Below are 22,001 nucleotides of genomic sequence, written 5' to 3' on the forward strand. Positions count from 1 at the left end.
GGACGAGCACTGGAGCGGAGCGAATTCGGCATTCGTGAGCACCAGAGCGCAGGACTGACAAAGAATGCGAGGGTTTGTCTACACGCTGAGACTGAGAGATTTCTCAGTCTTTTTTTTATGTAGATTCTCGTGTGACAAGCCGAGTAGGTAGCTGAATATGTTCACGTTGTAATGGTTTTTGATCTTGCAACAGCTGAATCATTTGTTTGACAGACTGCTGGCCAAGCTCGACGATAGGGATGTCGATGGTCGTGATCGTTGGAGCTGTCACCTCGCAAATGTCTTGATTGTCATAACCGATCACCGCTAAATCTTTAGGAATGTCATATCCATATGAAATGGCTTGTTTAATGAGGCCTGCTGCCACTTGATCATTGCCGGTGAAAATCGCATCCGGCGCATCCGGCATCCTGTGGATTAAGTCCATTAAACGAAAGCCGTCCTCAATGGTAAAAGCCTCGCCGAACAGCCAATCTTCTTTAAGCGGCAAACCGTGATCAGAAAGCGCATCAAGATAGCCTTGCTTTCTTTGTTTTTGCGCTTCACTGCTTTCTGTATCAAAGCAAAATCCAATGGATGTACGCCCTGATTGAATCAAGTAGTCAACCGCTTTATAAGCAGCTTCCCGCTCATCATATCCGATAATCGGAATGTCTGCTGTTTGATGATACTCATTTGCCATGACGATCGGGCCGTTTGATAAAAATGGCTCGATTGTTTCCCACTTATTTTCTAACGCCCCCAATATGACACCATCTACTTCTTTTCTTTTTAATAATTGAAGCCCTTCAAGTTCTACTGATTCTTGATAAAACGTTTGGAGCACGATGGCTTTATACCCTTGATCCAGTGCTTCCTTTGAAATGCCTTTAATCAATTGTGCAAAAAAAGGATGGTCCACAGCTGGAACAGACACAGCAATGGTTTTTGTCTGATGTGACCGAAGGGTGCGGGCTGCTGAGCTTGGTGTATACTCCATTTCCTTCATCACCTGTAAAATGTGCTGGCGCTTTTCTTCTGATACATATGGATGGTTGTTCAGCACCCGAGAAACAGTGGTCGTTGAAACCCCGCAGCGTTTGGCAATTTCATAAATTGTACACATATTAACAAATCCTTTACACAAAGTTATTGTTCTGAAATCGATAACATCATTTACAATGTGAAACAAGTTAAATATTAACAAATGGAATTGATTAATTGGAGGGAATGGAATGCAAATATTGACGAAGATATCAGGTAAAAGCAAGGATTATCTACCGTTGCTGGATATGATCAATCAAGGTGTTCAAGTAAAGGCTGATTCAGTTGAAAAGAATCTAGCGAATGATAAGCTTGCTGCGTTCCTTGAGCAAGATATTGCGCGTACGGGTTTGGAAAAAATTCTCTTCCATTATAAACAAAATAAGGAAAAAAAGATACCGTTCCTGCCGGTCGATAAACTGATTTCGGAGGATGAGATCGATGATATTATGCAGGTGCTGAAAGAAGTATTAAGTTCAGGCCGTTTTACATCAGGCCCTTATATTCCAAAGTTTGAAAAGACGCTCGCAGCGTACTTAGGGAAAAAATATGTCATTGCCACATCAAGTGGAACAGATGCCTTGATGATCAGTTTAATATCAGCAGGCGTCCATCCTGGAGATGAGGTCATCCTACCTGCTAACAGCTTTGCTGCAACAGAAAATGCAGTGCTTGCGATTGGTGCGGTTCCAGTCTATGCCGATATTGATCCAGACACCTACTGCCTAGCGGCGAATGAAATAGAAAAGCATATCACAGATAAGACAGTATGTATTCTCCCGGTTCATTTGTATGGAAAGCAAGCGGATATGAAGGCCATTTCGACGATTGCGAAACGGCATGGTCTATCGATCATTGAGGATGGCTGTCAGGCGATTGGCAGCAGCGGGCTTGGGGCATTTGGGGATGGACTTGTTCTCAGCTTTAATCCTTACAAAAACCTTGGAGTTTGCGGGAAGGCAGGAGCCATCGCAACAAATGATGAAGCCCTAGCAGAAAAATGCATGGAAATCAGCTATCACGGTTTTGAACCAGGAAAGAAAAACGTGAAGCGCAGTGACTATGGCTTTAATTCTAAGATTGATAACTTACAGGCCGCAATCGGGCTAGAACGAATGAAATATTTAGGTTTACAAAACTTTAAACGTTTTTACTTGGCAAAGAGATACATAGATCAGCTGAAAACGCTGGAAGATGAAGGCTATATAAAGCTTCCGAAGCTGACAGACGATCATGTATGGCATCTATTCCCGATCAGAGTGGTGAAGGGAAGCCGAGATGAGCTGGCAGAGAAATTACTGGAAATGGGCATAGAAACAGACGTCTATTACCCAATCTTATCGCATCAGCATCAAACGAATCTTGTTTCTCAAAAGTATAGACAAACGGAACTACCACATACGGAAAAAGCCGTACAGCAATTACTCCACTTGCCGCTTTACCCAGGAATGCCGCTGCAAGATCAGGAGAAAGTCATCGAGGGGGTCCATCATGTTATCAAATCTTCCATTCAATAAAAAGCTTGTGCATCAACCGCAACATCCGCAGTGGATCGTCTTCTGTGATTTCGATGAGACCTATTATTCTCACGGAATGACCGAGGAGCAGAGAGAGGATGTAAAACGGCTGGAAGCTTTTGTGGCAGAAAAGAGCGAAGCCGGACAGCTCATGCTGGGCTGGGTGACGGGAAGCAGCCTCGATTCTGTTACGAGCAAAATGGAGAAAGGTGGTTTCTATCAATTCCCGCATTTTATTGCGTCGAATTTAGGAACTGAAATCGTGTATACATCAGATGGGAAATTTGGACAGCCGGATGCAGAATGGATGAAACGGCTTGATGCACAGGGCTTTTCGGACGAAAAAATTGAAGATATTCTGCAAGCCGTACGTGAAAAGGGGATCACCCTTAGGCCGCAAACGCAGCTAGGCAGCTCTGGGTATAAAAAGAATTTCTATTATCAGGAGCAGGATGAACGAACAGATCTCCATCATCTATCGTTCATCCAAACACTTGCGAAGGAGCGGGGTGTGGCGGTGAACATCAACAAATGCAACCCGCTTGCGGGTGACCCTGCGGATTGCTATGACGTTGATTTTTTACCAGTGGGAACAGGTAAGGATGAAATCGTTCGGTTTATGCTGAATCAATATAACCTGTCAAAAGATAAGGGTTTTGCTTTTGGTGATAGTGGGAATGATCTGCGGATGCTTCAATCCGTCACGCACGGCTTTCTTGTCCAAAATGCAACAGCCGAAGCCAAACGGCACCATCATCAAATTTGTCATCATGGGTATGCAAAAGGAATCTATGAAACATTGAAAACAGTGATGTATAAACATGAGGAGGCACATTCATGAAGAAAATTGGAATTGTTGGAGCAGGGAATATTGCAAAAGCACATGCTAGAGCATTATCAACGATCAAAGGTGCAGAATTATCTGGGGTCTATGACTTGCACGAATCCGTCGCACAAGGATTTATTAAACAGTACGGCGGACGGGTGTATGCCAGTATCGAAACACTAGCGGATGCATCAGATGGATTGATCATTGCTTCCCCTAACTTCTGTCACAAGGACCATGCCCTTCAGGCACTTAGAGCGGGACAGCCGATTTTATGCGAAAAACCGATGGCTGTATCGTTAAAAGAAGCGAAGGAAATGGTGGAGACAGCCAAACAGTTCCAGGTTCAAGCCAGTATGGGCTTTAACTATCGCTATTTATCCTTTGTGAATATTTTGAAGAACTTGATCGCCAATGGTGAATTAGGACGCGTTTTGACAGTACGGACACATTTTAAGAAAAATAGTGCCCTTAGAAGAAAGACATTTTCGTGGAGAGACAGCGGCGAAAGTCTGCGTACAAGTGGTGCATTAGGAGATTTAGGGATTCATTTGATTGATATGCTGTGGTACTTATTTGGCAGTGAAATGAAAAAAGAATCCCTTAATACGAAGATGCTGACACATGTAAAGGAAAAAGAAGAGAAAAAGGTACAGGTTGATGACCATACCGAAATTTTTGGACAAATGGAGAATCAAGTGTTCTTTCATTTGGTGACGTCCAAAAGTACGCAGCCCGAGGAATGTGGATTTAGTGTAGAAGTGGTGGGGCATGACAAGGTTTTTAAATACCATACAAACATGAAAAACGAATATGAGATCAGTGATGGTTTGTGTGTAGAGCGTCATCAAATGCCGCAAACATTGCTGACAGATCCGCCGAATGAATTTTATGGATGGTCTGATACATTCCGTGATCAGCTGATGCATTGGGTAAATACAAACTCATATCCATCTCATATGAAGGTAGCTGATTTTGAAGATGGTTATCGCGCGCAGGCTGCGCTGAATACATGCTTCGAGAGGGAAGAGGCTGTCGTCTCTGCCCGTGCATATTAATGAAGAGGTGGAGCGGAGGATATCATAACTCCGCTCCTTTTTAGAGGAAGTGAAAAGATGAAAAAGGTGTTTTATTTTGGCTGTATCTTTTATTTTTTTATTGGGACCATTCATGTGTTTTTTGGCAGTTTAACGCCTTATTTGCTGTCTAGTTATGATAAGGGTCCTGGGGAATTATCTTCTTTAATCTTCTTTCAGTTTATTGGCTTTTTGACAGGCGTTCTTTTGTCGCCCATTCTTGTGAGGAAAAAAGGCTACGGCACTGTTCTGACGATGGGATTGCTGCTGATGATCGGAGCGCTTCTTCTTGGCCTTTTAGTGCCGGGCTGGACGATTCTTGTGGTGGCAGGTTTTTTCCTTGGGAGCGGTGCAGGCAGTCTTGAGACGACGGCCGGGGCGTATGTCATTTCAATGGCAAACAGTGCAAAGCGAATCAGCATCATGGAGGTCTTTTTTGGATTAGGTGCATTATTATTTCCTCTATTGATTCTGTTGACTGTGACAGAGGAAACGTGGCATTATGTGTTTTTATTTCAAGTCGGTGCACTGACTTTTCTCCTTATGCTGTGGCTTACTTTTATGAATAAACTCCCTCAAGGACAGATGGCAGCTCCTTCTCAAGACATGAAGAAACCATCTTTGCTGTTTGATCGAGGGAATCGAATGATTGTGGTGCTGATGATCTGTTTTGCGTTTTTCTACGCAGGAATTGAAACGAACTTTGCGAACTTTTTACCGTCGATCATGCTAGAAAAAGGGGGAGACAACTGGGGTCTTTTTGCGGTCTCTACTTTTTGGACAGCGATCGTCATTGGCAGAACTGTCATTGCGAGAAAAGCCGATCAGCTGCATCCGCTGCGTTTTTTAAAGTTAAGCGCAGCGCTGATGATTGTGCTGCTCGCCGTATTTGCTCTAGCCACCCACATCGCTGCGCAGCTAATTCTGATCTTTTTCATCGGTCTGTGCGCAGCTGGCATGTTCCCCATTGCCTTGACGGCTTCTGCATTAATGATTGAAAATGCCATCGACGAGGCCACGAGTTATTTTATTGCCGCCGCTAGTTTAGGTGGAGCTTGTTTGTCCTTTTTGATTGGGTTTAGCCTTGAGTGGGCAGGTGCGGCAAGCGCCGTCTTTGTTTTCGCCTTTTTAGCTGTTCTCCTTTTTGCGGCTGCCATTCAAATGAATCGATCTCAGAAAAAAGAAACCATACCCACACAGCCGCCGGCGATGAAAGCCGATCGATAAGCAGCTGATCTGGTGGCTCCTCCTTTTGTATAGCTTATCTTCAGAAAAGGTGACGAAGGACTTGTACTAAAACAACGAAAGCGTGAATAACATGTACAAGTCAGCATCAAAAGGAGGACGTCTATGTGGCGGTGTTTTTTGGTTATATCTTTTTAGGGTTGTCACTTTCAGCGCCTGTTGGGCCAGTCAATGCAGCCCAAATCGACAGAGGGATTAAAAGTGGATTTTGGCACGCTTGGATTTTTGGTGTGGGGGCTATGGCTGCGGATATTGTCTATATGCTCCTCATCTATTTTGGTGTCGCCCAGCTTTTGACTGCACCTCTTGTGAAAACCTTTTTGTGGCTGTTCGGCTTTTTCGTTCTGACCTATACCGGTATTGAAAGCCTTCGTAAAATCAATTTGCAGGAAAGCCCAAAGAAGGATGGAGGAAACACATCGATCGGGCATTCGTTCATGACGGGATTTTTTATTTCTCTTTCCAATCCGCTTAGTATTTTATTTTGGCTTGGAATTTATGGAAGTATTTTGGCCAATACGATTGAAAAGTATGGAGCATCTCAAATGCTGATGTACAGCATGGCTATTTTTATCGGCATGCTCTTATGGGATTTCTGTATGGCGCTACTCGCCAGTACGTTTAGACGGTATTTAAATGAACGAATTTTGCACGGCTTATCCGTTCTGGCAGGTCTCTCTTTACTTGGCTTCGGTGCCTATTTTGGATATCAAGGGATCATGGCGCTCATTGGATAGAATGGTTGATAAGAAAAAGGGCTAAAATCTAAATCATTTTAGCCCTTTTTCTTATTTGACAGAAATAAGACACTCTTCAATAATGATGGAAGATACATAAAATTGAAGGAGTTTTTGCCATGCGTATGTTCCTGCCAGCATTCAACTATGTGTGTATGCTGATGTTGTCTGTGATCACAGCGACATTTGTTTATACCATGTTGTTTGACCCACCTGAATCCAGATTCAGTTATGTGGAGGTCACCAGTCTTTTCATTTTGATCGCTTATGTCCTATTTGCTACACCTATCCAAATGGTTTTACACCGTCATCCTGAGAAGTTTCGACGCCGTGATTTATTGGTTTATTTTATCGGGGCGTGGGTGGTTTGTACGGCGCTTGCTTTATGGATTGATTATGGTGTTGTCGTCTTCATTAGCTATAAAGTCTATCTATTTAGCTTTTGTGCGGCCTTCGTTTATTGGCTGCTTGATTCCGTCTTTTTAAAGAAGAAACAATCATAAAGGCTTTTCCCGTTTTTTCTCTTGAAAATGAACGTGTATGACCTTCGAGAGTCCGCTTGATACAAAAGCAAGAGCCGTCATCAGAAGGACCCAGTATAGATTGCTAAGGTCAAATCCAGTATAAGCGAAGATGAAAATCATCGAGATCACGGACGTTAATATGAGGACAGGCCATATCCGTTTATATAGCAGATAACCAACAAATCCCCAAAGGAAAGCCATCACTGGTAGTGTAAATAAGATCAGATACATCGGATGGAGAAAAAGAAGACGCATGTCATTCACCCATTTCTTTTATAATGACCAACTCTATTAGATAGAGGCGGCTAAATGATGATATGCAGAAGCATACTCATACATGATTAGATAAATGGAAGTGAATTCCTGCCTCATCCGGCAAATCAATCACCTTGTGAATGTCCAGTGAAAGTCGTTGAAGGACAGTCACCACAGCTTTTTCCTCCTCATAGGCTATGGAGAAGACGCTAAAACGAGGTGGAAGAAAATGGCTCAGCTGTATGCAAAAAGTTGCCTTGATCAAAATCTACGATCACTCGAAGAATGGAAGCAGGATGCCTTCACACAGTTTGGAGAGATGGTAGGGGATGAGGCAGATACATTTCCGTGTGTACCAGGCAGACAAGGATTTTTTCTCGATCATTTACGCTATGGATTTGTCGGTGATCTGCGGGAAGACGGGGCAGTGAATGAGTTAGCAGAGCTGCTAAAAGAATATCAAGGCTGCGCTAAACAAACTGGTCAATACGCTTCATTTATCTGCTTTTTTGAAACTCCGCAGGATTTAAAGGAAAGCCCAATTGAAGAATTTGAGCAGCAGTTCTGGTCATTGCTTCAACGGTTACATCAAAAGGATGAATTGCCATGGCCAGCGGAGATTCCACTGGACCCTCATCACCATGAATGGGAGTACTGTTTTCATGGCGAGGCTTATTTTATTCTGTGTTCAACACCAGCTCATAAGCTCAGAAAGAGCCGCCACTTTCCATATGTCATGATGGCATTTCAGCCCAGATGGGTGTTCGAAAAATTGAATGGATCGACCAAGTTTGGACAAAAAATGAGCCAGCTCGTTCGCAAGCGGCTCAAAGCATATGATCAAGTTGACGTCCATCCATCGTTAAAATGGTACGGTGATCCAACAAATCATGAATGGAAGCAATATTTTCTCCCAGATGAAGAGGCGGAGAAACCAGCCTCCGCCAAATGCCCATTTACTGCTTTAAAAAACATGATGAAATTATGATGCTGCCTGATCCTGTTTCCACTTTTTTCTCATAAAGAGTACCATGATGCCAATCACGGCGATGATCCCAATGCTTATAAAAAAGCCGGGTCGTCCGCTTGCCTCTGTCAGAGTGCCTGAAACGGCGGCACCGATTAAGATCAGGGCAAGAACCATTTCGCACGTTTGGCGAGTGGATGGCTTTGACAGCTTTTTGCTCGAAAGCAGAATAAACACCCATGTGTATAAAAGAGTTAAGCCGGCTGCTGTTGTGAGATGCTCATATATGTGTTTGGACAAAAAGAGTGCCAGCAAAATCGAGACAATCAACCCTGCAGCAGTTAAAAGAATTGAAGACCATCTAACATGAGATGGTTCTTTTTGTTTAAAACAAGCAGGTGCATCCTGATGTTCCGACATCGTGCCAAGCAGTGTCGTGACTGCATAGAGGGAGGCAACCAATGTGGAAAACCCAGCAATAATGAAAATGCCATTAAAGATATGAAGAAAAATCGATAAATGAAATGGTTCTAGTGATGTAATGAATGGACTGCTATTCTCGTTAAAGGCTGTCACTGGCACAAGCAAAAGCGCAAGTCCGATGGAGACGATATAAATGACAGCAAGAATGATCAGCATCACACGTCCAGATTTTGCGGCGTCCTTCGGGTCTTTTAAATGAACCGCCATCAGCCCCATGACTTCAATTCCCCCGAAAGCATAAAACGCATAAATCAGCCCATTCCATAGACCGAGCGGGCCGAGCGGCATCCATTCATGGTCTTTATTTGGCAGGTGGAGGGTGGGCCTATGCTCTGTGAGAATGCCGCATAAAACAAGAACGGCAAGGACGACAAACAATAGGATCGCCCCGGTCTTCAGCACGGCAAGGACATTTTCCGTCTTTTGAAAAGAAGAAAGCCCAATGATAATCACAAGCAGGGCAAGAGCGGAATAAATCGCTGAAAATACCCAAAGTGGAATGGATGGAAACCAGTGACGAGTAAAAAGAGAAATCGCCGTCAGCTGACTCCCTGTGATGAGCATTTCTGAAAACCAATACACCCAGCCATTACTAAATCCCGCCCAGCGCCCATAGGCTTTTCGGGCATAGGAACAAAATGATCCCTTATCTGGGTTCTCGGCTGTCATCGCAGCCAGGTGTTTAAAGACGAGATATGTGCCGACTGCCGCAAGCAAAAATGAAATGCAGACGGAATAACCGGATTTTGTAATGGCGATGCTGGAACCAAGGAAGAAACCAGTGCCGATTGTACAGCCGACTCCGATAAGAGAAAGCTGCCACCAAGATAAAGATTGTTCTTCTTTCAATTTGTGTGCAACACCTTTCCGATTCAATAGCATTAGCTTGTGACCGCCTCTTTTTTTTTATACATGATCAAGAGGACGTTTTGGGCATACTGTCAACATGGAAAGGAGTGCATGTGATGAATGGAGAATACGTGATTTTACCAAAGGATGGATTTGGCTTTCGGTTAGGAAAAGGACAATGTATTCGAGTGGTTGATGTCGAAGGGCAGCAAGTAGCAGACGTGATGGCCTATCATGAAAAGGATTTTTATGAAAAATTTGATCAAGGCGCTACAATGGACAGCCTGTTCTCTTCCAAGGTGAAAAAGGGAGATCAGCTATATTCTAATTTATATAAACCAATGTTTACGGTCATCGAAGATACAGTTGAATGTCATGATTTATATATGCCTGCATGCCGGCAAGAAATGTATCAGCTCTTATATGGGCGTACGCACCTAGAGGTCATGCATACATGCTACGATAATCTCAGAACGGCTTTTGAGCCATTCGGGATTCCAAAGGAGGATATGTATTATCCTTTTAATGCGTTTATGAATACAGTCATTGATGAGAAAGGAAAACTGTCTGTCGAGCTACCAAAATCGCTCCCTGGTGATTACATTCGTCTGCGTGCAGAAATGGACCTTATCGTCGCGGTGTCTGCATGTCCTGCTGACATTGGAAAATGCAATGGCTCAAGCTGTACATCCATCCGGGTGGAGATTGATTGAAAAGGAAAGACCAGTCAAAGAGACTTGGTCTATTTCGTTTGTGAATGTTTGATCATTTAAGAAAAAGGGGAACGTCTAAAAAATATCTTTTTTCAAAACATGATATAATAAAGTGGCTAAAATCGTAGGTAAATCAATTGAAATGGAAGTAAAACCTGTTCTCTTCATGTAGAGGATGCTTAGGAGGAAAAGTGTATGAGTTTGCAGAAAAAAATCAGCCAAGAGTTGCATGTGCAGCCCTCAATTGACCCAAAGCAGGAGATCGAAAAACGGGTTGGATTTCTAAAGGCTTACTTGAAAAAGACCGGTGCAAAAGGATTCGTTCTTGGTATTAGCGGCGGACAGGATTCAACGCTTGCCGGCCGTCTCGCTCAGCTCGCTGTAAGTGAGCTTCGTCAAGAAGGAAAAGAGGATGCTGTCTTTATTGCAGTCCGTCTTCCGCATGGCACGCAGCAAGATGAAGATGATGCGCAACTGGCTCTATCATTTATTCAGCCGGACAAGTCTTGGAAATATGACATCGCGCCTGCCGTGACGGCATTCAGTGAACAATATCAAAAGGAAACAGGCGGTGCGCTGTCTGATTTTAATAAAGGGAACGTCAAAGCACGCATGAGAATGATCGCACAGTATGCTGTCGGTGGACAGGAAGGCTTACTTGTCATTGGAACGGATCATGCAGCTGAAGCTGTGACGGGCTTTTTCACGAAGTATGGTGATGGCGGTGCAGATGTCCTTCCGCTCACAGGTTTAACGAAACGCCAAGGACGGTTGTTGCTTGAGACTCTTCAGGCGCCGGAGCGATTATACTTAAAGAAACCGACAGCCGATCTGCTGGATGACAAGCCTCAGCAAACGGATGAAACAGAACTTGGTATTACGTACAATGAAATTGATGATTACTTAGAAGGAAAACCAGTTTCAGATCAAGCAGCAGAAGCGATTGAAAAACGCTATGTTCAATCAGAACATAAACGTCAAGTACCAGCTTCTATGTTTGATGACTGGTGGAAATAAAATAAGTGACCTCTCCAGAAGATGGAGGGGTCTTTTTATGTCAAATTTCAGCTGAATTTGACAGAATGAATCGAAAATGGTTCATTAATTAGTAGAACGATATACATAAGTCTGTTTGACTAAATAAAGGATGAATTGAAGAATAAGTGGTGAAATAATTAGTTCGATTCACTTAATTTCTCATCAAAAGACAGTATTTTCAGAAAAAATGATTGACGATAAAAACGAATGCGCTTACAATAAAAACACATTCCAAAAAGTGAAATTGAATTCCACTAGACGGAATATAAGGAGTCGTTCATCTCCAAATAAGTGGCTAAAGGAATGATTCACACAATGAAAAATCGAAGTGCACTGGAAATATACAAAGAAGGAGGCGCTTGGTGGGAGACTGAGATTAGTCATATTCAAAAAAATTCAATTGAACTTCGGGGCTATCCAATTGAAGAGCTTATTGGTCAATTATCGTATCCACAAATGCTTTATCTACTGCTTGTTGGTGAATTACTAGATGATTCGAAGGCAGCTCTTTTTGAAAGTGTTCTTGTCGCAGGTGCGGATCATGGGCCAAGAGCACCGTCTATTGCAGCGGCAAGAATGGCGGTTACATGCGGCATTTCGTTTAATTCTTCTGTTGCAACAGGGGTGAATCTATTAGGTGATATTCATGGCGGAGCTGGTGAAAAGGCGATGCGTATGTTATACGACGCCAAAGCAGCCTACGATGAACACAAGGATATCAAGTCTGCTGCAAAGCAAGTATGTCAGACGTGGTTAGCCCGCAAGGAAAAAATTCCGGGGATCGGTCATCAGCTGCATGACGATGATCCGAGAGTGAGACGGCTGTATGAGCTGAGTCAAACATATGTGCAGCAAGGTGATATCAGCGGAACGTACTTACGGTTAGCTGAGGCGATTAGGCATGAACTTGAACAATTAAAAGGGAAAAAAATCACGATGAATATAGATGGTGTATCTGCTGCGATCCAATGTGAATTAAGCATTCCAGCTGAAGCGGCAAAAGGCATCTTTTCCTTATCCAGAGGAATGGGCATCGTGGCGCATGCATATGAAGAGCTGACAAAAGGTGCCCTAGTGAAAGGCCCTTGTCCGAATGAAGAAAGACTTGTTCGTTATGCGGGGGTCGGGACGCGTCACTTGAAGGAGGGTGAGAGGATTTGAGTGAATTGAAAGCGTTGTCATATATAAACGGCGAATGGCTGGATGCAAACCATGGCAAAGAAGATATCATCAATCCATACTCTGGGGAAATGATTGGTACATCCTATCTTGCATCCTCAGAAGATATAGAACAAGCGCTTTCTATTGCGCAGCAAGCTAAAAAACAAATAGCGGCAATATCAGCATTAGAACGCTCAACGCTTCTAACAAAGGCAGCCGCTTTATTGGAAGAACAAAAAGAGCATTTTGCAAAACTCATTTCTTTAGAATTAGGCAAACCGCTTAAAAATACAAGAGATGAAGTCTCACGATCAATTGAAACGCTCGCACAGTCAGCTGAAGAAGCCAATCGACTAATCGGTGAGACTATTCCTGGCAATGTATCTTCTCGTGGACAGAGAGCAATGGCGATGACATTTAAAGTGCCGGTTGGGGTTGTGCTGGCGATTACGCCTTTTAATGCGCCTCTCAACTTAATTTGCCACAAAATCGGTCCAGCTTTTGCGGCAGGGAATGCCATTATTTTAAAACCAGCACCGCAAACATCAGCTGTTGCCACAGCGTTTGTTAAGCTCCTGCTTGAAGCAGGGTTTCCTGAAAAGAGCCTGCAGCTTGTGATTGGGGGAGTAGACGCCGGCAGACAGTTAGTCACGGATGAAAGAACCAATCTTGTTTCTTTTACTGGCGGTGCGGTGGGCGGAGAACATATTTCAAACTCTGCTGGATTAAAAAAGGTACTGCTGGAACTCGGAGGAAATGGAGCGACGATTGTTCATCATGATACAGATATCGAGCAAGCCGCATCTCTTTGCGCCAAAACGGGCTTTAGCAACTCTGGTCAAAGCTGTATTTCTGTTCAAAGAATTTATGTTCACAAGCAAATTTTGTCGACATTTACTGAGACACTTAAACAAAAAGTAGAACAGCTCGTCGTTGGAGATCCGCTGTCTAGTGAAAGTGATATCGGCTGTATGGTTGATGTACAGGCAGCAAAACGTGTGGAGGCATGGATACGAGAGGCAGAGAAAATGGGTGCCGAGCTTCTATATGGAGGACAACGAAATGGCGCAAGCATCACACCGGCTATTTTGCTAAACCCGCCAAAACAAGCCAAGGTCGTCTGTGAAGAAGTGTTCGGTCCAGTTGTCAGCATTCTCCCATATGAGGAGCTGGATGAGGCAATCAAAGAAGCAAACGATAGTCGATATGGTTTGCAGGCAGGCGTCTTTACGAATCAGCTGGATGTTGCGTTACACGCAGCAAAAGAGCTTGAAACTGGCGGCGTAGTCATCAATGGGACATCGAATTTCAGACTAGATCACTGGCCATATGGCGGGATTAAACGAAGCGGTATTGGAAGGGAAGGCCCGCGTTTCGCCATCGAGGAGATGACCGAAACCAAAATGGTTGTGCTGCCAAATGGGCTATAAAGGGGGCAGATGGATGTGAATGTCTTTCAGCAAAAGGTGAAAAGTGCGCAGACAGGCGGTCAGCCGATGATTTGTACGCCGCTCATTGGACAAACAAAGGAAGAATTGTTTCTTGAAGTTGAGGTGTTAGCTGATAAAAAGCCTGATGTGATAGAGTGGCGAGCAGATTTTTTCAATCACCTCAATGACAAGGAACAAGTCATCACCACCCTGAAAGGGATGATTGAAAAGGCAGGTAGCATCCCATTTTTATTCACCATTCGTTCTGAAAAAGAGGGCGGCGAACGCATCTCACTCTCAGAGGATGAAAAGGTTTCCCTGCTTGTCGAGCTTTGTGCCACTCAGCTTGTGGCTGCCGTTGATTTTGAATTAATGCATGATGTCTCGCATATCCAGCAAGTCAGTCAGGCGGCTAAGAGAAACGGGGTCATCTTGATTGTGTCGTACCACGATTTCCAGCGTACCCCGGAGGCGGATCGGCTCGTGGAACTATTCACCAATGCAGAATCGGTCGGTGCCGACATTGCAAAGATCGCCGTCATGCCGCATTCCTATGAGGATGCATTGACACTACTTTCTGCGACAGGCAAGGCGAAAAAGCATCTGTCCATCCCCGTTATTTCGATGGCGATGGGGGAATATGGCGCCTTCACAAGAATGGTAGGTGGACTCTTTGGGTCTGTCATGACCTTTGCTGTAGGGAAAGAAAGCTCAGCACCTGGACAAGTTGCGATACAGGATTTGAATACCGTTCTATCGATTGTGTTTTCAAAGAATCAGTGAGTAGCAGATTCATAGCTGCACCGTGAGAGGAGAGAAACATGAAGAAGAATATATCTACACAGGTCATTCAGTATTTAGAAAATCGAGGAGTTGAGCATATCTTCGGTCTGTGCGGTCATACGAATATTGCTTTTTTATCAGCCCTAGAAAAAAGCCGTATTCAATTTGTGAATGTTAGACATGAACAGATAGCGGCGCATGCAGCAGACGGTTATGCACGAGCGAAAAAACAGACGGCTGTTGTGCTCAGTCACTTAGGTCCTGGACTCACCAATGCGGCAACAGGCGTAGCGAATGCCGCACTCGATTCCATTCCAATGGTTGTCATTGCAGGAGATGTTCCAAGTCATTACTACGGAAAGCACCCACACCAAGAAATCAATCTTCATTCCGATGCTTCTCAATACGAAATTTATCGCCCATTTGTGAAAAGAGCATGGCGAGTCGACATTCCAGAATTATTTCCAGAAATTTTATCAAAAGCGTTTCAGTTAGCTGAAAGCGGCCGCCCTGGGCCAGTCCTAATTTCAGTTCCGATGGATGTGTTCTCAAAAGACTTAGATGTGTCGTTATTTGAACAAATCGCTCATCATACACAAACCGTTGAAAAACCATCTATTGATGATCAAACAGCGAATCGGATATTAGATCGATTGCTGCAGGCAGACAAACCGCTCTTATATGTAGGGGGAGGCATTTTACTAGCCGATGCAGCAGAAGAGTTAAAGGCATTTTCTGACCATTTGAGCATCCCTGTTGCCCATTCTTTGATGGGGAAAGGGGCGATGCCGGATGATCATCCAATGACCCTTGGCATGACAGGGTTTTGGGGGACGAAATTTATCAATGATCAGTGTAAAGCAGCGGACTATATATTGGCTTTAGGCACCCGTTTTGCTGAAGCAGATGCGAGTTCGTGGGAATCGGAGTATACGTTCAATTTCCAATCAACCAAGCTCATTCATATTGACATTGATCCGAATGAAATTGGCCGAAATTATCCTGTGGAAATTGGAGCGGTAGCAGATCTCAAGCAGGCGTTGACTGTACTTAATCGTGTGGCGAAAGAAAGACTGCCAGAAGGTCTGGATCGCCCTGAATTGAAAAAGGACATTGCGGCATATCGTGAGGAATTTCAGAAGAGCAATTTGACGAATATTCAAGACGAGTCTTTCCCAATGAAACCACAGCGTATTTTGCAGGAAGTGCGAGAAGTATTGCCGCCGGATGCTTTCATTACAACCGATGTTGGCTGGAATAAAAATGGGGTCGGACAGCAATTTCCTGTATACACGCCAGGCACTATTTTAACCCCAGGTGGTTTTGCGACGATGGGATTTGGCGCTCCCGCTGCACTTGGAGCAAAGATTGCCCAGCCTGACCGTGTCGTTGTATCACTTGTTGGGGACGGCGGATTCGGTCAAAATCCATCTGTTCTCGCAACAGCCATGGAAGAAAACATTCCTGTCGTGTGGATTGTGATGAACAATAGTGCGTTTGGGACGATCGCCGGCTTGCAAATGGCACACTATGAAACGACATACGGCACTGTTTTTAGAAAAGATGGAGAAAGCTATTCGCCTGATTTTGCAGCCATTGCGAGAGGTTATGGGATGAAGGGGATCAAAATTACAGCGGCTTCTGAATTCAAAGAAGCTTTGGCTGAAGCGATTGCTTCTCAGGAACCATGTGTCATTGATGTAGCGATGAAAAATGATCCAGTGCCTACTGATGGACATTGGAACATTAATGATATTTATTCACCAAATACAAAACGTTCACATGTCAGTGTGAACTAAACATGACTAGGGAGGAATAAACAATGAAAATTAAAGTATTAAATCCATTTCAAGACGGTCATCCATTATGGTTAGGTTTAGATCATCCAGAAGAGAAAATGATTCGGAAAGTGTTTCAAACGATCACACCAGATACCGTAGGGTCAGAGCATATGATGGCAGGACTCACTATTTTTGAGCCGGGCGAAGCAAGCTCGGTACACAATCACCCGGGTTCAGAGGAATTTGATTATGTGATTAAAGGGTCCGGCGAAGTCATTTGCGATGGAGAAAGACAATCATTTAAGCAAAATGACTTTATGTTTATTCCTGATGGTGTCCCGCATCAGCATGTAAACACAGGGGACGAACCTTTATGGCTGATTTGGCTCTATACACCGCAAGGGCAGCTTCCGAAGGACTAAAAAACCTTGCACGAGAGAAAGAAGAAAAGGGGCTAAAATAGAAAGCATTTTAGCCCTTTATCAATTGAACGAAAGGGAGTCAAGCAATGAATAAGAATACACCGCTTGAAGGAATCAAAATATTAGATGTTTCTACGATGATTGCTGCACCATACGGCGCGGTGCTTCTAGGGGATTTCGGTGCAGAGGTCATTAAAGTCGAGATTCCTGGAAAAGGGGATACACTGCGGCATGTTGGTCCTTTTGCAGATGGTGAACCTTTGAGGTGGTCAGGGCTTTCAAGGAATAAGAAATCTCTTACACTCGATTTGCACAAAGAAGAAGCAAAAGACATTTTTAAAAAGCTGGCAGCGCAGGTTGATGTGATCATTGAAAATTTTCGTCCAGGAACACTTGAAAAATGGGACGTTGGGTACGATGTATTAAAAGAAATCAACCCTCGTTTAATTATGATTCGTGTTTCGGGTTATGGGCAAACCGGTCCATTTAAGGACAAGGCGGGGTTTGGTACACCTGCGACGGCGTTTAGCGGCTTTACATATATTCAAGGGTTTCCAGATCGGCATCCAGTCAGCCCGTCCTTTTCCCTTACGGATTATATCGCAGGAATCTATGTGGCGTTTGCCACTGTGACAGCGATGTATTACCGTGACACTCATTCAGAAGGAACTGGGCAAATGGTGGATTTGGCTCTCTATGAATCTGTGTTCCGCATGTTAGAGTTTTTGGTTGCTGAATATGACAAGCTAGGGAAGGTGCGTGAGCGTTCACCAGGGTTAAGCGGTCATTCAAGCCCTGCCGGCACCTATGAGACAAAGGATGGGCATTATTTGGTTCTTGTGACGAGTACAGATTCGACCTTTAATCGATTGGCAGAGGCGATGAATCGCTTAGATTTACTAGAGAACGAGAAATTCTCTGTGAATGCAGCTAGGCTGAAGCATAACGATGAAATGGATGCGATCGTCTCGCAGTGGATTGCGTCCAGAACAAGAGATGACGTCCTAGACATTCTAGATACACATGGTGTGCCTGTGAGTCCGATTCTAAGCATTCGGGATATCTTTGAGCATCCGCAATTTAAAGCACGAGAAAATATTGTCGAGGTGCATCATCCGCGTCTTGGAAAAGTGAAGGTGCCTGGGATCATTCCGAAGTTTGAAAAAACCCCCGGCCGTATTCGCCATATTGCGCCTGATTTAGGTGAACATAATTATGACATTTTAACGAAAATGCTTGGCTTCACAGAAGAAGAGTGTAAACAGTTAGAAGAAAAAGGGGTCATTTAAGACACTCAACCGATCCGCACGCTGCGGAAACAAAGGAGGATGGTTATGAAAGTGCATTCAGAACTGAAGGGGAACGACTTGCGGCCTGCTTATGTGAAACCAACAAAAGCTCGTTTCGGCATCTTGATTCTGTTGTTTTTTATTACCGCTATTAACTATATTGATCGAGCCAGTGTATCCATTGTTGCACCTGCGATTCAGTCTTCATTGCAATTAAACCCTGCCTTATTAGGCCTCATCTTTTCAGCATTTAGCTGGACCTATACAGCCATGCAGATCCCTGGCGGCTTTATTCTTGATAAGTTTGGATCAAAGGTAACGTATGGAATATCACTTGTGACTTGGTCTATTTTCACCGGTTTACAGGCGTTTGCGAACAGCTTTGCCTTCTTATTTGGCTGCCGTTTGTTTATCGGAATTACAGAATCTCCCGCATTTCCTGCGAATAATCGCATTGTGACCACATGGTTTCCAAGGCGGGAACGCGCATTTGCAACAGGGGTTTATACCGCTGGAGAGTATGTGGGGCTTGCATTTGCGACACCTCTTCTTTTTTGGATCATGACAACTTTCGATTGGAGAACCGTCTTTATCACTGCTGGTGCGCTCGGTATTATATTTGCTTTCTTTTGGTACAAGTTTTATCACGAACCGAAAGAGCATCCGAAGATCAATGAAGATGAGTTAGAATTGATCCGTCAAGGCGAAGGACTGACTGTGGCATCACAGGAGAAATTGAAATGGGCAGACTTTGCCGCACTTTTAAAATATCGTAAATTGATTGGACTCTATATTGGTCAATTTTCTGTTGCGTCTACCCTCTTTTTCTTTTTAACATGGTTTCCGACCTATTTAGCAGAGGCGAAAAATATGGCCTTTCTCAAAGTGGGTTTTGCGGCATCCCTGCCATACATTGCTGCATTCTTTGGGGTGCTGTTTGGAGGCTATGTGTCTGACTGGCTGCTTAAAAAGGGTGTATCGGTCAATGTAGCAAGAAAGCTGCCGGTTGTGGTCGGTCTGCTTCTGACAAGTACCATTGTTTTAGCGAATTTTACAACGAATATCCCGCTTGTGCTGACTATTTTATCCATCGCGTCCTTTGCGCAAGGACTGTCTAATATCTCCTGGACCATGCTGTCTGAGGTGGCACCAAGAGAAATGGTCGGGCTGGCTGGCGGCGTATTCAACTTTTTTGCTAACTTATCCGGCATCATCACCCCGCTGATCATCGGATTCATTGTATCGGCGACAGGCTCTTACAACGGCGGTATTTTATTCGTCAGCCTAGTGGCATTAGGCGGAGCGTTGTCGTATATCTTTATTGTAGGTAAGATTGAACGGATTCAATTAAAATAATAGAGAGTAAGAAAAAGAGAACTTATTGGGTTCTCTTTCAGCGTGTAGACAAACCCTCGCATTCGGTGTCAGTCCTGCGCTTCGGTGCTCACGAATGTCAAATTCGCTCCGCGCCGATGCTCGTCCTTCCTAGGCTGCAAAGGTTTTCTATCACGCTGAAAAGAAGACAAAGGGCTAAAATCAAGTTCATTTTAGCCCTTTGTCAACAATCTTAAAAGAGAACTCATTGGGTTCTCTTTTTCTATGAATAAAAGATGACGGTGATGATCGTTGCACATGCGATACCCATGCTGATATAAAAACCAGCAAACCAGATATTCCATCGAGTGATTCGGTAAGGGTTGACCTTCATCAAATCGGCTAATAGGGAGACAGATACATTATATGGGCTAAACATGACCGTTGAGGTTCCAGCGATAATGAGCATGATTGCGATGGGAAGGGCAGGCAGTTCATGAATGACAGGTGCCATCAAGCTCACTAAGAGAGCAAGCGAAACGAGCGGGTGAAAACCGCAAAGAGCGGTGATGAGAAAATACAGCCCGATGACCCCATAAACCCAAATGGCATGATCTGATATACTGACGATAAATGCTTGAATCGGCTGCAGGCTGTTTGTGACAAGTAGCATATCGACAAAGAAGCCCGCGCTTAAAAATAGACACATATAATTGGAGAGCTGGCGGGTTCGTTCTTTCCAATGGGGAATAGAGACAGCTACATATTGTTTTCGTTTTTTGATGATAGACGAGAATAATAGAGCGAAAGGAATAATCGTCAGCACAACAGCGAACAGATAACCTTTCCCAATCCAGGCGTCAACAAGCGAAACGACTGTCATAAAACTGAGCAGCATGAAAGCAAGCTGAATGGTTTTTCTCTTGATGCGATGAGGGTTGGAGTGAGCTTCCGCCGGCTGGATGATATGCGGCAATCGTTTGCTTTGACGAGAAAACAGCAACCAATCCGTCAACAGCACAAGCACCATTAAACAAAACGTAACGGGTGCAATCTGATAATATTTCAATTTGGTTGCATCAATGGTGACACTCACCAGTACTTCGACAGGACTCCAGCTAAGACATAGCGCATATGACCTTAAAAGATTGCGCGTATAAAGGTGCTGTTTGACTTGTTCCTGAAGGGCGTTCAGCGACGGTTTCAAGGATGTATATAATAAGGGAATCGTTGCGATATTTAAAAACATGCCAAGAACATGAGTGACAAATGAACTCTTGCGATAAAGCTGATTTGTACTTGTTGTATGTAAGGTAAGCAGTTTATTTAATTGAGTATCGAAATGTCCAACATGTATGAGAGAATGAATAAATGGCAACATGAAAAATAAAGAAAGCAAGCCTAGCATGGAATGAAAATGAAGAAAAAGCGTATGCAAAGGCTGTTCTGACCAGAAAAATAACACCAATCCAATCAAGAGAAACATAGCACCCGTTTTCAAATAAAGTCCATTGGCCTTCTTAAAGGAAATGGTGAGCGAAGTAGCCGCCAGCAGACCAACCAAATAGGAGAGAATGGGAGCAGGGAATAGTTGATGAACGATGTATAAGCTAATAAGAAGTGTGAAAAGTAGCAGGTAGATCATGATATCTCCTCCATCAAAACATCTATTGGTTTTATTCCGTACAGTGGAATTTGTTTTCTTTTAATGGAACATTTAAAATGGATTATAGCAAAATTGGTCAATCATGTCGATAAGAAATCAAAGGGGAAAAGGAGAAAGTGAACATGGCTGATAAGAAGTCAAAAGAAGAATCAGGATTGCGTACCGTTCAGCGCGCTTTGGATATTCTTTCTTGCTTTAGCGAAGAACGTCAAGAGTTGACGCTAACGGACATTTCAAAAGAGATGAACTTAGCAATGTCTACCACAACGAGACTGCTCAAGGCACTTGAAATGAATCATTTTGTGGAAAAGAACCAAGAGACAATGAAGTACCGGCTCGGTCAAAGACTTTATCTTCTCGGTTATATTGCTGGGAAGTCCATCAAATTGAGGGAACTGGCAAAACCGCTCATGTACACACTTCGTGATGAAACAAAGGAAACCGTCAACCTGTATGTGCTCGATCACAAAAGCAGGGTATGTATTGAACAAGCCGAAGGGCTGCAATCGATTCGGCATCTTGTGAAAATCGGTGAGAAGCTGCCGTTATACGCTGGTGCTGGTGGAAAGGTGCTGCTTGCTTTCCAAAGCGAAGAGTTTCAACAGCAAGTTTTCGCGTCTGAGGCTGATCACATGACGATGGAGGAATGGCAAAAAGAATGTCGGCATATTCTTGAAACGCATACCGCTTGCAGTATTGATGAACGGGAAGTCGGATCGGCGGCAGTGGCGGCACCGATCTTTAACATTCATGGGGAGGTGCAGGCATGTTTATCCATATCTGGACCGACCCAACGATTTACTGAAGATGTCATCCCTCAGCTGCAGCAAAAAGTGAAAGAGCATGCCGAGAAGCTCTCCGAACAGCTCGGTTACGTCGTCAAACACAATTTTTAAGAATGC

General features: G+C 43.9%; 20 protein-coding genes. 17 read left to right on the top strand and 3 right to left on the bottom strand.

The annotated features are described in order from the left end of the window. Window positions 1-115 precede the first annotated feature (115 nt). Complete coding sequence (locus FBF75_RS15600) at window positions 116-1,105, bottom strand: LacI family DNA-binding transcriptional regulator (protein ID WP_046342561.1); 990 nt, start codon at window positions 1,103-1,105, stop codon at window positions 116-118. Between the two features lie 109 nt (window positions 1,106-1,214). Here FBF75_RS15600 and FBF75_RS15605 point away from each other — a divergent pair, with 109 nt between their 5' ends. From FBF75_RS15605 to FBF75_RS15640, 7 genes are all read left to right on the top strand, one after another. Further along, window positions 1,215-2,540: a DegT/DnrJ/EryC1/StrS family aminotransferase gene (locus FBF75_RS15605; protein ID WP_072367518.1), complete on the top strand. Its 1,326-nt coding sequence runs from the start codon at window positions 1,215-1,217 to the stop codon at window positions 2,538-2,540. Further along, complete coding sequence (locus FBF75_RS15610; protein WP_024718989.1) at window positions 2,515-3,381, top strand: HAD-IIB family hydrolase; 867 nt, start codon at window positions 2,515-2,517, stop codon at window positions 3,379-3,381. Before FBF75_RS15605 ends, FBF75_RS15610 begins: the two co-directional genes overlap by 26 nt. Further along, window positions 3,378-4,424, top strand: coding sequence for a Gfo/Idh/MocA family protein (locus FBF75_RS15615; RefSeq protein ID WP_007498302.1), 1,047 nt, complete (start codon window positions 3,378-3,380; stop codon window positions 4,422-4,424). Before FBF75_RS15610 ends, FBF75_RS15615 begins: the two co-directional genes overlap by 4 nt. Window positions 4,425-4,481: 57 nt before the next feature. Further along, window positions 4,482-5,669: an MFS transporter gene (locus FBF75_RS15620; RefSeq protein ID WP_136944908.1), complete on the top strand. Its 1,188-nt coding sequence runs from the start codon at window positions 4,482-4,484 to the stop codon at window positions 5,667-5,669. Window positions 5,670-5,794: 125 nt separating this feature from the next. Beyond that, a complete protein-coding gene (locus tag FBF75_RS15625; protein WP_017358576.1) occupies window positions 5,795-6,424 on the top strand; it encodes a LysE family translocator in 630 nt (209 codons plus the stop codon). Between the two features lie 119 nt (window positions 6,425-6,543). Further along, on the top strand, window positions 6,544-6,927 hold the full coding sequence (locus tag FBF75_RS15630) for a UPF0715 family protein (protein ID WP_017358575.1): 384 nt from the start codon (window positions 6,544-6,546) through the stop codon (window positions 6,925-6,927). A 505-nt stretch (window positions 6,928-7,432) separates the two neighbouring features. Next, complete coding sequence (locus FBF75_RS15640) at window positions 7,433-8,191, top strand: YqcI/YcgG family protein (RefSeq protein WP_058214127.1); 759 nt, start codon at window positions 7,433-7,435, stop codon at window positions 8,189-8,191. Here the strand turns inward: FBF75_RS15640 and FBF75_RS15645 are convergent. Continuing rightward, on the bottom strand, window positions 8,186-9,535 hold the full coding sequence (locus FBF75_RS15645; RefSeq protein ID WP_081114634.1) for an amino acid permease: 1,350 nt from the start codon (window positions 9,533-9,535) through the stop codon (window positions 8,186-8,188). The genes FBF75_RS15640 and FBF75_RS15645 overlap by 6 nt on opposite strands. A gap of 83 nt (window positions 9,536-9,618) precedes the next feature. Between FBF75_RS15645 and FBF75_RS15650 the strand changes: the two genes are divergently transcribed. The 9 genes from FBF75_RS15650 to FBF75_RS15690 all read left to right on the top strand — a co-directional run bounded on the left by FBF75_RS15650 (window position 9,619) and on the right by FBF75_RS15690 (window position 19,475). After that, on the top strand, window positions 9,619-10,215 hold the full coding sequence (locus tag FBF75_RS15650) for a DUF1989 domain-containing protein (protein ID WP_046527192.1): 597 nt from the start codon (window positions 9,619-9,621) through the stop codon (window positions 10,213-10,215). Between the two features lie 195 nt (window positions 10,216-10,410). Then, complete coding sequence (gene nadE / locus FBF75_RS15655; protein WP_007498287.1) at window positions 10,411-11,232, top strand: ammonia-dependent NAD(+) synthetase; 822 nt, start codon at window positions 10,411-10,413, stop codon at window positions 11,230-11,232. A 324-nt stretch (window positions 11,233-11,556) separates the two neighbouring features. Then, window positions 11,557-12,414, top strand: a complete 858-nt coding sequence (locus tag FBF75_RS15660; RefSeq protein WP_082114286.1) for a citryl-CoA lyase — start codon at window positions 11,557-11,559, stop codon at window positions 12,412-12,414. Continuing rightward, window positions 12,411-13,844 (top strand): aldehyde dehydrogenase family protein, encoded by a 1,434-nt coding sequence (locus tag FBF75_RS15665; protein WP_136944909.1) that lies wholly within the window; start codon window positions 12,411-12,413, stop codon window positions 13,842-13,844. Before FBF75_RS15660 ends, FBF75_RS15665 begins: the two co-directional genes overlap by 4 nt. A 9-nt stretch (window positions 13,845-13,853) precedes the next feature. Then, window positions 13,854-14,627: a type I 3-dehydroquinate dehydratase gene (gene aroD / locus FBF75_RS15670; RefSeq protein ID WP_099496290.1), complete on the top strand. Its 774-nt coding sequence runs from the start codon at window positions 13,854-13,856 to the stop codon at window positions 14,625-14,627. Between the two features lie 38 nt (window positions 14,628-14,665). Beyond that, window positions 14,666-16,426 (top strand): thiamine pyrophosphate-binding protein, encoded by a 1,761-nt coding sequence (locus FBF75_RS15675; RefSeq protein WP_060832057.1) that lies wholly within the window; start codon window positions 14,666-14,668, stop codon window positions 16,424-16,426. Between the two features lie 23 nt (window positions 16,427-16,449). Further along, window positions 16,450-16,830 (top strand): cupin domain-containing protein, encoded by a 381-nt coding sequence (locus tag FBF75_RS15680; protein WP_017366575.1) that lies wholly within the window; start codon window positions 16,450-16,452, stop codon window positions 16,828-16,830. 86 nt (window positions 16,831-16,916) lie between these two features. Beyond that, complete coding sequence (locus FBF75_RS15685) at window positions 16,917-18,119, top strand: CaiB/BaiF CoA transferase family protein (RefSeq protein WP_046342582.1); 1,203 nt, start codon at window positions 16,917-16,919, stop codon at window positions 18,117-18,119. 45 nt (window positions 18,120-18,164) lie between these two features. Continuing rightward, a complete protein-coding gene (locus FBF75_RS15690; protein WP_046342583.1) occupies window positions 18,165-19,475 on the top strand; it encodes an MFS transporter in 1,311 nt (436 codons plus the stop codon). A 241-nt stretch (window positions 19,476-19,716) separates the two neighbouring features. Here the strand turns inward: FBF75_RS15690 and FBF75_RS15695 are convergent, their stop codons facing one another. Beyond that, entirely contained in the window at window positions 19,717-21,078 is a 1,362-nt protein-coding gene (locus tag FBF75_RS15695; protein WP_098680993.1) for a hypothetical protein, read from the bottom strand. Between the two features lie 143 nt (window positions 21,079-21,221). Between FBF75_RS15695 and FBF75_RS15700 the strand changes: the two genes are divergently transcribed. Beyond that, entirely contained in the window at window positions 21,222-21,995 is a 774-nt protein-coding gene (locus tag FBF75_RS15700) for an IclR family transcriptional regulator (RefSeq protein ID WP_017366579.1), read from the top strand. Window positions 21,996-22,001 lie beyond the last annotated feature (6 nt).

The organism is Bacillus sp. S2(2019) (assembly GCF_005144805.1).
In the GTDB taxonomy this organism is placed as follows: Bacteria; Bacillota; Bacilli; order Bacillales; family Bacillaceae; genus Bacillus; species Bacillus altitudinis.

Coding starts and splice junctions, on each gene's coding strand:
- FBF75_RS15600 (WP_046342561.1), bottom strand. CDS start 1,105: ATGTGTACAATTTATGAAATTGCCAAACGCTGCGGGGTTTCAACGACC.
- FBF75_RS15605 (WP_072367518.1), top strand. CDS start 1,215: ATGCAAATATTGACGAAGATATCAGGTAAAAGCAAGGATTATCTACCG.
- FBF75_RS15610 (WP_024718989.1), top strand. CDS start 2,515: ATGTTATCAAATCTTCCATTCAATAAAAAGCTTGTGCATCAACCGCAA.
- FBF75_RS15615 (WP_007498302.1), top strand. CDS start 3,378: ATGAAGAAAATTGGAATTGTTGGAGCAGGGAATATTGCAAAAGCACAT.
- FBF75_RS15620 (WP_136944908.1), top strand. CDS start 4,482: ATGAAAAAGGTGTTTTATTTTGGCTGTATCTTTTATTTTTTTATTGGG.
- FBF75_RS15630 (WP_017358575.1), top strand. CDS start 6,544: ATGCGTATGTTCCTGCCAGCATTCAACTATGTGTGTATGCTGATGTTG.
- FBF75_RS15640 (WP_058214127.1), top strand. CDS start 7,433: ATGGCTCAGCTGTATGCAAAAAGTTGCCTTGATCAAAATCTACGATCA.
- FBF75_RS15645 (WP_081114634.1), bottom strand. CDS start 9,535: ATGCTATTGAATCGGAAAGGTGTTGCACACAAATTGAAAGAAGAACAA.
- FBF75_RS15650 (WP_046527192.1), top strand. CDS start 9,619: ATGAATGGAGAATACGTGATTTTACCAAAGGATGGATTTGGCTTTCGG.
- nadE (WP_007498287.1), top strand. CDS start 10,411: ATGAGTTTGCAGAAAAAAATCAGCCAAGAGTTGCATGTGCAGCCCTCA.
- FBF75_RS15660 (WP_082114286.1), top strand. CDS start 11,557: ATGATTCACACAATGAAAAATCGAAGTGCACTGGAAATATACAAAGAA.
- aroD (WP_099496290.1), top strand. CDS start 13,854: ATGGATGTGAATGTCTTTCAGCAAAAGGTGAAAAGTGCGCAGACAGGC.
- FBF75_RS15675 (WP_060832057.1), top strand. CDS start 14,666: ATGAAGAAGAATATATCTACACAGGTCATTCAGTATTTAGAAAATCGA.
- FBF75_RS15680 (WP_017366575.1), top strand. CDS start 16,450: ATGAAAATTAAAGTATTAAATCCATTTCAAGACGGTCATCCATTATGG.
- FBF75_RS15685 (WP_046342582.1), top strand. CDS start 16,917: ATGAATAAGAATACACCGCTTGAAGGAATCAAAATATTAGATGTTTCT.
- FBF75_RS15690 (WP_046342583.1), top strand. CDS start 18,165: ATGAAAGTGCATTCAGAACTGAAGGGGAACGACTTGCGGCCTGCTTAT.
- FBF75_RS15695 (WP_098680993.1), bottom strand. CDS start 21,078: ATGATCTACCTGCTACTTTTCACACTTCTTATTAGCTTATACATCGTT.
- FBF75_RS15700 (WP_017366579.1), top strand. CDS start 21,222: ATGGCTGATAAGAAGTCAAAAGAAGAATCAGGATTGCGTACCGTTCAG.